Below are 7,412 nucleotides of genomic sequence, written 5' to 3'. Positions count from 1 at the left end.
GTGTCTTTTTCCTTTATCTTTCCGAAAATCCTTGACTTGTTTCAGTTTTTCTATTAAGCTCAACATATATTTAAAAGGTTGGCGGTCACTTATCATTTTACCTGGCAGTGATCGCTTTTACTTTTGATATTCTGATGGGAGGCTGAAACAGCCCTACCTTGATAAGGGGGGAACTGATAGTTTTTAACACCTAACTACTTATAAGATGTAAAAAAATAACTATTTTTTCACCTTTAATTTGCCGTTCTCACGGGGAAACTATCAGCTTTTCAGAGACATAATACTAAAAAAATCAGCAATTTCTGCTAATTTCACACTTTCTTTAGATTTATCTTCTATCTTGATGTCTGATGGATTTTGGCAGTGGTTGACCCTTTCCGCCGAGTGCTAATTATGAGATGAGCGATGCAGGAAGAAAAAGCGATATTTAATATCAACAATACTTTTTATCGACCGGAGAGTAAAATCGTCCGAGATTTAGGAGTTTTAGGGGCGGCAATTGTCAAAAAAGAGCGGGGAAGTTTGATCGAGCCACACACTCTAACCTAGATAGGTTATACTAAGATTGTACGCACATCGCAGTCATCTCGTTACAGCATTGGCTCTTCTGGTTTTTGTGTGCAAACGGGGTCTATACTGATAGTTTCTTCAGCAAAATAGTCCTAAAAGTCTTTCCCAGTGAACATTTCACGATTCTATAAGCAAAAATTATCACACAAAGTCGAGAAGAGCCATTTTTCTCTCTTTGTCAACCCCTAGACCTGAATATTTACCTATTTACTTTTAGTCAAAATTAATGAATTTCTAACCCTGGAATGCTTAACTGTTCAGTTTTTGGCTGTGTTTCCCCCAGATAATCCCCTTGCAACATATTAATTAAACAGCCACCAAGATGATAGGCCATATTCACGGGAACCGCGTTACCAATCTGTCGATATTGAGAGGTTAAATTACCGGTAAATTGCCAATCATCGGGGAAGGACTGCACTCGTGCATATTCTCTCACAGTCAAAGGACGAGTTTCTTGGGGATGGCATCTTTCTGTTTGGGTTTGTGCCGGACTACAGGTAATAGTTAAAGCCGGTTCATCCCAAGATAATCTTTTAGCATATCCTGTCCGTCCGCCGTGATTTTTGAGACTATTTTTCATATATTCTTTTTGAATATCCATCGGCAAATTCCGCCAATTTCCTCCTGCGGGAACTAAGGACATAATCTCTTTTTTTCTTTCTTTATATTCTACTCCTGGAGAACTGGGACAATTCTCTAGGGCTTTTTTCAGAGAAATAGTATAGTTTCTATATTGGGGAAAAATCGGTTTAATATTTAGGTCTTGACGGGTGGCGATAATAATTAATCTTTCTCTTTTTTGGGGAACATCAAGAAATTGAGCCGATAAAACTTGATAAGCAGCATAATAACCGATTTCCTGTAAAGCTTGCAGCATTAATTGCAGAGTTTCTCCTTTTTTATTGCTTAATAATCCTCGAACATTTTCGGCTATAGCGATTTTAGGTTGCACTTCCTGTAAACAACGAGCAAACTCAAAAAATAAGCTCCCTCTCAAATCTTCTAATCCTTTTCCTAACCCAGCATAACTAAAAGGTTGGCAGGGAAAACCTCCAGCTACAATATCTATTTTGTCTCTAAAATCGGAAAATTTAAGCTTTTTTATGTCTTGATTTATAACATTCCATTGCGGTCGATTGAGTCTTAAAGTATTAACACAATCTTGGTTAATTTCCACCAGTAATTGCGTTTTTATTCCCGCATTTTCTAAACCTAAAGCCATACCACCACAGCCAGCAAATAATTCAATAACTGTGTAATTAGTTGGCTCAACAGTTTGTAAAATTTTCAATTCTCTGGAGGATTGGTTATTTTTAAGATTGGTTAATTGCTCGAGATCAAATAACCAATCAACTTGATTGATTTTCTGACCTTTGATTAATTTTTTCTTTTGCCATGTTAGTATTTCTGCGGTAGTTACACCGAGAATATTAGCGGCTTTTTCTAGATTTACCTGAGTCATAAGCAATAATTAGCAACTTATCTACGTTTTTATTATAAATCAAAGTAGCTAAACTTAATAAACAACAATAAAGGCTGAACAAGGTTCAGCCTCCAGTATAAATTTTAACTCTTTCCTAATTGCGTCCCGGAACTGTATATTTAAAATTCATCGGGCCGGTATAACCAGAAATCTTCGCTAATTTCTCTAATCTTTGGGTTCCCGAATATTCTTGAGCCTTAATAATCCAAGTGGGGAAACCTTTAATTCCGGCATCGCGACAAGCTTGGGGATTACCATTAACCCCTTGGGGATCGCATTCGATATAAACCCCTTCTTTTTTGAGGATTTCTCCCGCTTCCTTACCAAATAACTGTTTTTGATCGTAACAGTGGGGACACCAAAAAGCCCCGTATTCTTTCGCTCCAATTGCTTTTAAATGTTGAGCTAGGGCGATTTCTGCTTTTCCCGAAACCGTGGTTACTTCCCAACCGTAGGGGGGTGTAGCCGCTGTCATTGGCCGGGTAATTTCTTCTTTTCCTCCTGCCACTGTCGGGGAATTTACTCCCGCATAAACCGCTAAAGTTCCCACCAAAGTAACCATGGCCACTACAACCATCGGCAGTATAATTTGTCCTAAACCTTCCCATTCGCGACCGACAATTGTGAGAATTAATAAGGTTAAAGCGAACAAAGCCGAAGTGATGCAGTAGGGACACAATTCCTTTAATTCCGTGGCTAGAACATACATTAAATAACCACTAAATACCGCCATCGCCGTCGCCCCCGCTAACAGCAATAACCAAGTATTATTTTCTAAACTTTTGCGGAGATTTTTCTGAGTTTCCCCATTGATAAATAGAGGACTGAGGGCAAAAACCGCCATGGCAATATAGGCCAAAAAACCGAACAAACTCAAGGGCAGCCCGAAAACCGTAGCGTAGGGACTATTAAGCACACCAGTACAACCAGCCCCATCACTAGCCCCGGCGGTACAGGCTGCAGCCCCTCCCGTCAGTTTGGTAATGGTTAAATAGCCGGTCAGAATCGCTCCCACGATCGAAATGCTCCCAATTAGAGGCCGGGAGTAGCGATGAATCCAAGGTACAGAACGACGACGCATAATATTATTTAGATTAAATTACAGCAGAATTCAGGAGTCAGGAGTCAGGAGAGAAATCTAAATGTACTTTGTTGAAAGGAAAAATTCCCTAACCATATTGTGTTAATTAGGACGTTTTCAATTCCTAAAAACTTAGGATAGCTATCCCCTGAAACTATCCGCCATTCTAGCAAGGGGTTATGTGGACAGAGGCAAAGAAGGCAGAGAATTATTAATTTTTGCCTTTTGATCGTTGATCTGCCGGGCCGTTTCCACAAATTGCGACACCCGGATCGGATCCACCGGTTCAGTAATTTTGCCATGACGCTTGAGGGAACTAGCCACGATCACCCCATCAGCAGCCGGCAGCAACCGCCCGATATTGTCCAGATCAGCCCCGCTGCCGATAAAAACCGGTGTTCCCTTGGCCGCTGCCACTGCTAGTTCCAAATCCTCAAAACTAGGGGGGCTACCGGTGGCCCAACCAGAGAGGATCACCCCGTCTGCCAGTCCCCGTTCGATCGTATCTTGCACCGCCGTAGTCAGATTAGGGGTTCCCAAGGGGCGGGCGTGTTTAACCAAAACATCCGCTAAAATTTTGACCTCAGACCCCAATTCGCGCCGATAACGCAAGAGTTCGTGGGCTTGACCCTCAATAATGCCCTGATCAGTGGCCATAACCCCCGTTAGCACATTAACCCGAATAAATTGGGCATTGACACAGGTAGCGATCGCTAAGGCACTATGGGCATCATTGCGGAGAACATTAAGACCAATCGGTAAGACCACCAGATTTTTAATGCGATCAACAATTAAAGTCATGGCACTAACCACGGCTGGATCCACCTGTTGCTTAGTAAAGGGGGCATCAAAAAAATTCTCGATAATCAAACCATCAACACCACCAGCAGCCAAAGCCGTCGCCTCCTGTTCAGCCCGCTCGATCACCGTCTTGAGACTACCACCCCAACGGGGGGAAGTGGGCAGGGGGGCGAGATGAACCACGCCAATAATCGGGTTTTTTGTCTTGAAAGTTGCAATTAAGTTCACAGCGTATACTACTCTTAGCGTCCCCAACCATGCGCCGCTCACCCATTTTAACAGGGTGAAGGCCTAGCCACGGGCCCCCGGGGGGAAATTATTTTAACTGCTAATGATTTTATCAAGTCCGGAATCCGTTAAAATGTCTTAACATTAAATAAGTTTAAGATTTGGTTGATACTCGATCGCATGGGCAATAAGCCAACCATCGCTATCTCACACCTAGGCTGTGAGAAAAACCGGATCGACTCCGAGCATATGTTAGGACTGCTGGCCAAGGCCGGCTATCCCGTAGATAATGACGAGGAGTTGGCCGATTACGTTATCGTTAATACCTGTAGTTTCATTCAAGCAGCTAGAGAAGAATCCGTTCGCACCCTCGTGGAACTGGCGGAAGCTAATAAAAAAATTATTATCTCCGGCTGTATGGCCCAACATTTCCAAGATGAACTCCTGACGGAATTGCCGGAAGCCGTGGCCATTGTTGGCACAGGGGATTATCAGAAAATTGTCGAGATCGTCGAACGGGTAGAGACGGGAGAACGAGTCAAAGAAGTCAGCACCGATCCCACTTTTATCGCCGATGAAAATCTGCCCCGTTATCGCACCACTACCGAAGGAGTCGCCTATCTGCGGGTGGCCGAAGGCTGCGATTATCGCTGTGCTTTCTGCATTATTCCCCACCTGCGCGGCGATCAGCGATCGAGATCGATCGAGTCCATTGTGGCCGAAGCGCGACAATTGGCCAGCCAAGGGGTGCAAGAATTAATTCTCATTTCGCAAATAACAACCAATTATGGGTTAGACTTATATGGCGAACCCAAATTAGCGGAACTCTTGCGAGCGCTGGCAGAAGTCGATATACCTTGGATTCGCGTTCACTACGCTTACCCGACCGGGTTAACGCCAAAGGTTATCGAAGCGATCCGAGAGAGCCCGAATGTTTTACCCTATCTAGACTTGCCGCTACAACATTCCCATCCCGACATCCTGCGGGCGATGAACCGTCCCTGGCAAGGACGAGTCAACGATGGCATTATCGAGCGGATCAAGCAAGCTATCCCGAACGCGGTTTTACGAACGACTTTTATCGTCGGTTTCCCCGGAGAAACCGAGGAACATTTCAGCCATCTGCTGGAATTTGTCAAGCGTCATGAGTTCGATCACGTCGGGGTGTTTACCTTCTCCGCCGAAGAAGGTACAGCCGCTTTTGACCTGCCCGATCCAGTGCCACAGGCAATTATGGACGAACGCCGCGAAAGGTTGATGTTAACTCAGCAACCAATCTCGGAGCGCAAAAATCAAGCTTATATCGGTCACACTGTCGATGTTCTCATCGAACAGGAAAACCCGGAAACAGGAGAATTAATCGGGCGTTCCGCTCGTTTTTCCCCGGAAGTGGATGGCTTGGTTTATGTGACAGGGGAGGCGATTCTAGGTGCGATCGTACAAGTCCGAATCACTGCGGCCGATACCTACGATCTCTACGGCGAAATAGTCTAATTTTTCCATTTTTCTTATTTAATTCCCACAAAACAATCCTTATGACCACTGGTTTCAACAATTTAGGTTTATCCGATAGCCGTCTTCAACACCTAGAAACGCTTGGATTCACCACCCCCACGGAAATTCAAACCAAAGCCATCCCTCTCCTTCTAGAAGGGCATGACATGGTAGGAATGTCACAAACGGGAACCGGCAAAACCGCCGCCTATTCCCTGCCTTTACTGGAACGCATGGACACCAAAAATCCTAACGTTCAAGCTTTAATCCTCACCCCCACCCGGGAATTAGCCCAACAGGTGGCCAGCGCCATCAAAGATTTCTCTGATGATCGTCGTCTCTTTATCCTGACAGTCTGTGGTGGTCAATCCATGGAACGTCAGATCCGCAGTCTGGAAAAAGGTGTCCAGATTGTGGTCGGGACTCCCGGCCGGGTAATCGATCTGCTCGATCGCAAAAAACTCCATCTAGAATCCCTAAACTGGGTAGTCCTCGATGAAGCGGACGAAATGCTCAGTATGGGTTTTATCGATGATGTTAAGAAAATTCTGCAAGCATCCCCCTCCACCCGTCAAACCGCCTGTTTCTCGGCAACTATGCCCCGGGAAATCCGCGATTTAATCGCTAATTTCTTGAAATCTCCCATTTCTGTGACGGTTTCTCAACCCCAGGCCGCTCCCGCTAAGATCGAGCAGAAAATTTATATGATCCCTCGCGGTTGGACGAAATTAAAAGTCCTGCAGCCCCTGTTAGAGATCGAACCCCTAGAATCGGCGATTATTTTCGTCCGCACCAAGCAAACCGCGGCCGAATTAACCTGCAAACTGCAAGAAGCGGGGCAAACGGTGGATGAATACCACGGTAACTTAAGCCAAGTCCAACGGGAACGACTGGTGCAACGTTTCCGCGAGGGCAAAATTAAATTAGTGGTAGCCACAGATATCGCAGCCCGCGGTCTAGATGTGGAAAATCTCAGCCACGTTATTAACTATGATCTGCCAGATAATGCCGAAACCTATATTCACCGCATTGGCCGCACCGGCCGCGCTGGTAAAACAGGAACTGCTATATCCTTAGTAGAACCGATCGATCGGCGTTTATTACGTCAGATCGAACAGCGTCTGCGTCAACGTCTGGAATCTAGTCCCATTCCTAGTCGCACCGAAGTGGAAGCAAAACGCCTGACCAAGCTGCAAAATCAGCTAAAAGAGGCTTTATCGGGGGAACGGATGGCTTCTTTCTTGCCTTTAGTGCGGGATTTAAGTGAAGAATACGATCCCCAAGCGATCGCGGCTGCTGCCCTGCAAATGATCTACGATCAAAATTGTCCCCAGTGGATGAAAACTGATTGGGAAGTTCCCGCACCGACGAGCAGTAAACCGGTGATTAATAAAACTCCCCGCAGTGGTGGTAGTAAGTACCCCTCTAAGTCGAATAACCGTCCTTCCCTGGACAAAAAAATCGTCTTTCAAGAACGTTAATTTTTAGTTCTTGAATAGATAACTTTAAGAGTTGATAGACCGTTTTGGTTCTATCAACTTTTTTTCTGTGTATAATTCCTAAAAACTACACATCAAATTCCTCCTTGTTCCCCTTTTTTAAGGAAACGTCGAAGCTAGCCTGCATTATTCATGAAGACTTTGGAAAATCCTCGAAAGCCTTGGCAAGAAGTTCATCTAGCGATCTGGCTGAAAAACAGTCTGTTTTTTGAGATGTCCTCACAATCAGGTTTTTGCCAGTTGGTGAATAATGCAG

At 44.7% G+C, this 7,412-nt stretch carries 5 protein-coding genes and 1 pseudogene; 3 read left to right on the top strand and 3 right to left on the bottom strand.

From position 1 onward, the window contains the following. Positions 1-405: 405 nt before the first annotated feature. A pseudogene (locus IM496_RS10830) lies at positions 406-525 on the top strand (tRNA (guanine-N1)-methyltransferase); the annotation flags it as partial. A 268-nt stretch (positions 526-793) separates the two neighbouring features. On the opposite strand, the gene IM496_RS10825 reads toward IM496_RS10830, so the two are convergent. The 3 genes from IM496_RS10825 to btpA all read right to left on the bottom strand — a co-directional run bounded on the left by IM496_RS10825 (position 794) and on the right by btpA (position 4,163). Then, entirely contained in the window at positions 794-2,032 is a 1,239-nt protein-coding gene (locus IM496_RS10825) for a DNA cytosine methyltransferase (protein ID WP_287661914.1), read from the bottom strand. A 115-nt stretch (positions 2,033-2,147) separates the two neighbouring features. Further along, on the bottom strand, positions 2,148-3,134 hold the full coding sequence (locus IM496_RS10820) for a vitamin K epoxide reductase family protein (protein WP_287661913.1): 987 nt from the start codon (positions 3,132-3,134) through the stop codon (positions 2,148-2,150). 177 nt (positions 3,135-3,311) lie between these two features. Continuing rightward, a complete protein-coding gene (btpA, locus tag IM496_RS10815) occupies positions 3,312-4,163 on the bottom strand; it encodes a photosystem I biogenesis protein BtpA (RefSeq protein WP_004158629.1) in 852 nt (283 codons plus the stop codon). Between the two features lie 180 nt (positions 4,164-4,343). Here btpA and rimO point away from each other — a divergent pair, with 180 nt between their 5' ends. Together rimO and IM496_RS10805 are read left to right on the top strand one after the other, a co-directional pair. Continuing rightward, positions 4,344-5,657, top strand: a complete 1,314-nt coding sequence (gene rimO, locus IM496_RS10810; protein WP_194015186.1) for a 30S ribosomal protein S12 methylthiotransferase RimO — start codon at positions 4,344-4,346, stop codon at positions 5,655-5,657. 41 nt (positions 5,658-5,698) lie between these two features. Beyond that, the gene (locus IM496_RS10805) at positions 5,699-7,138 is read left to right on the top strand and encodes a DEAD/DEAH box helicase (protein ID WP_194015184.1); all 1,440 of its coding nucleotides are present in this window, start codon (positions 5,699-5,701) and stop codon (positions 7,136-7,138) included. Positions 7,139-7,412: the final 274 nt, after the last annotated feature.

It is taken from the genome of Microcystis sp. M049S2 (assembly GCF_020245625.1).
Taxonomy (GTDB): domain Bacteria; phylum Cyanobacteriota; class Cyanobacteriia; order Cyanobacteriales; family Microcystaceae; genus Microcystis; species Microcystis ichthyoblabe_A.
This window is presented reverse-complemented; position numbering and strand designations above follow the sequence as displayed.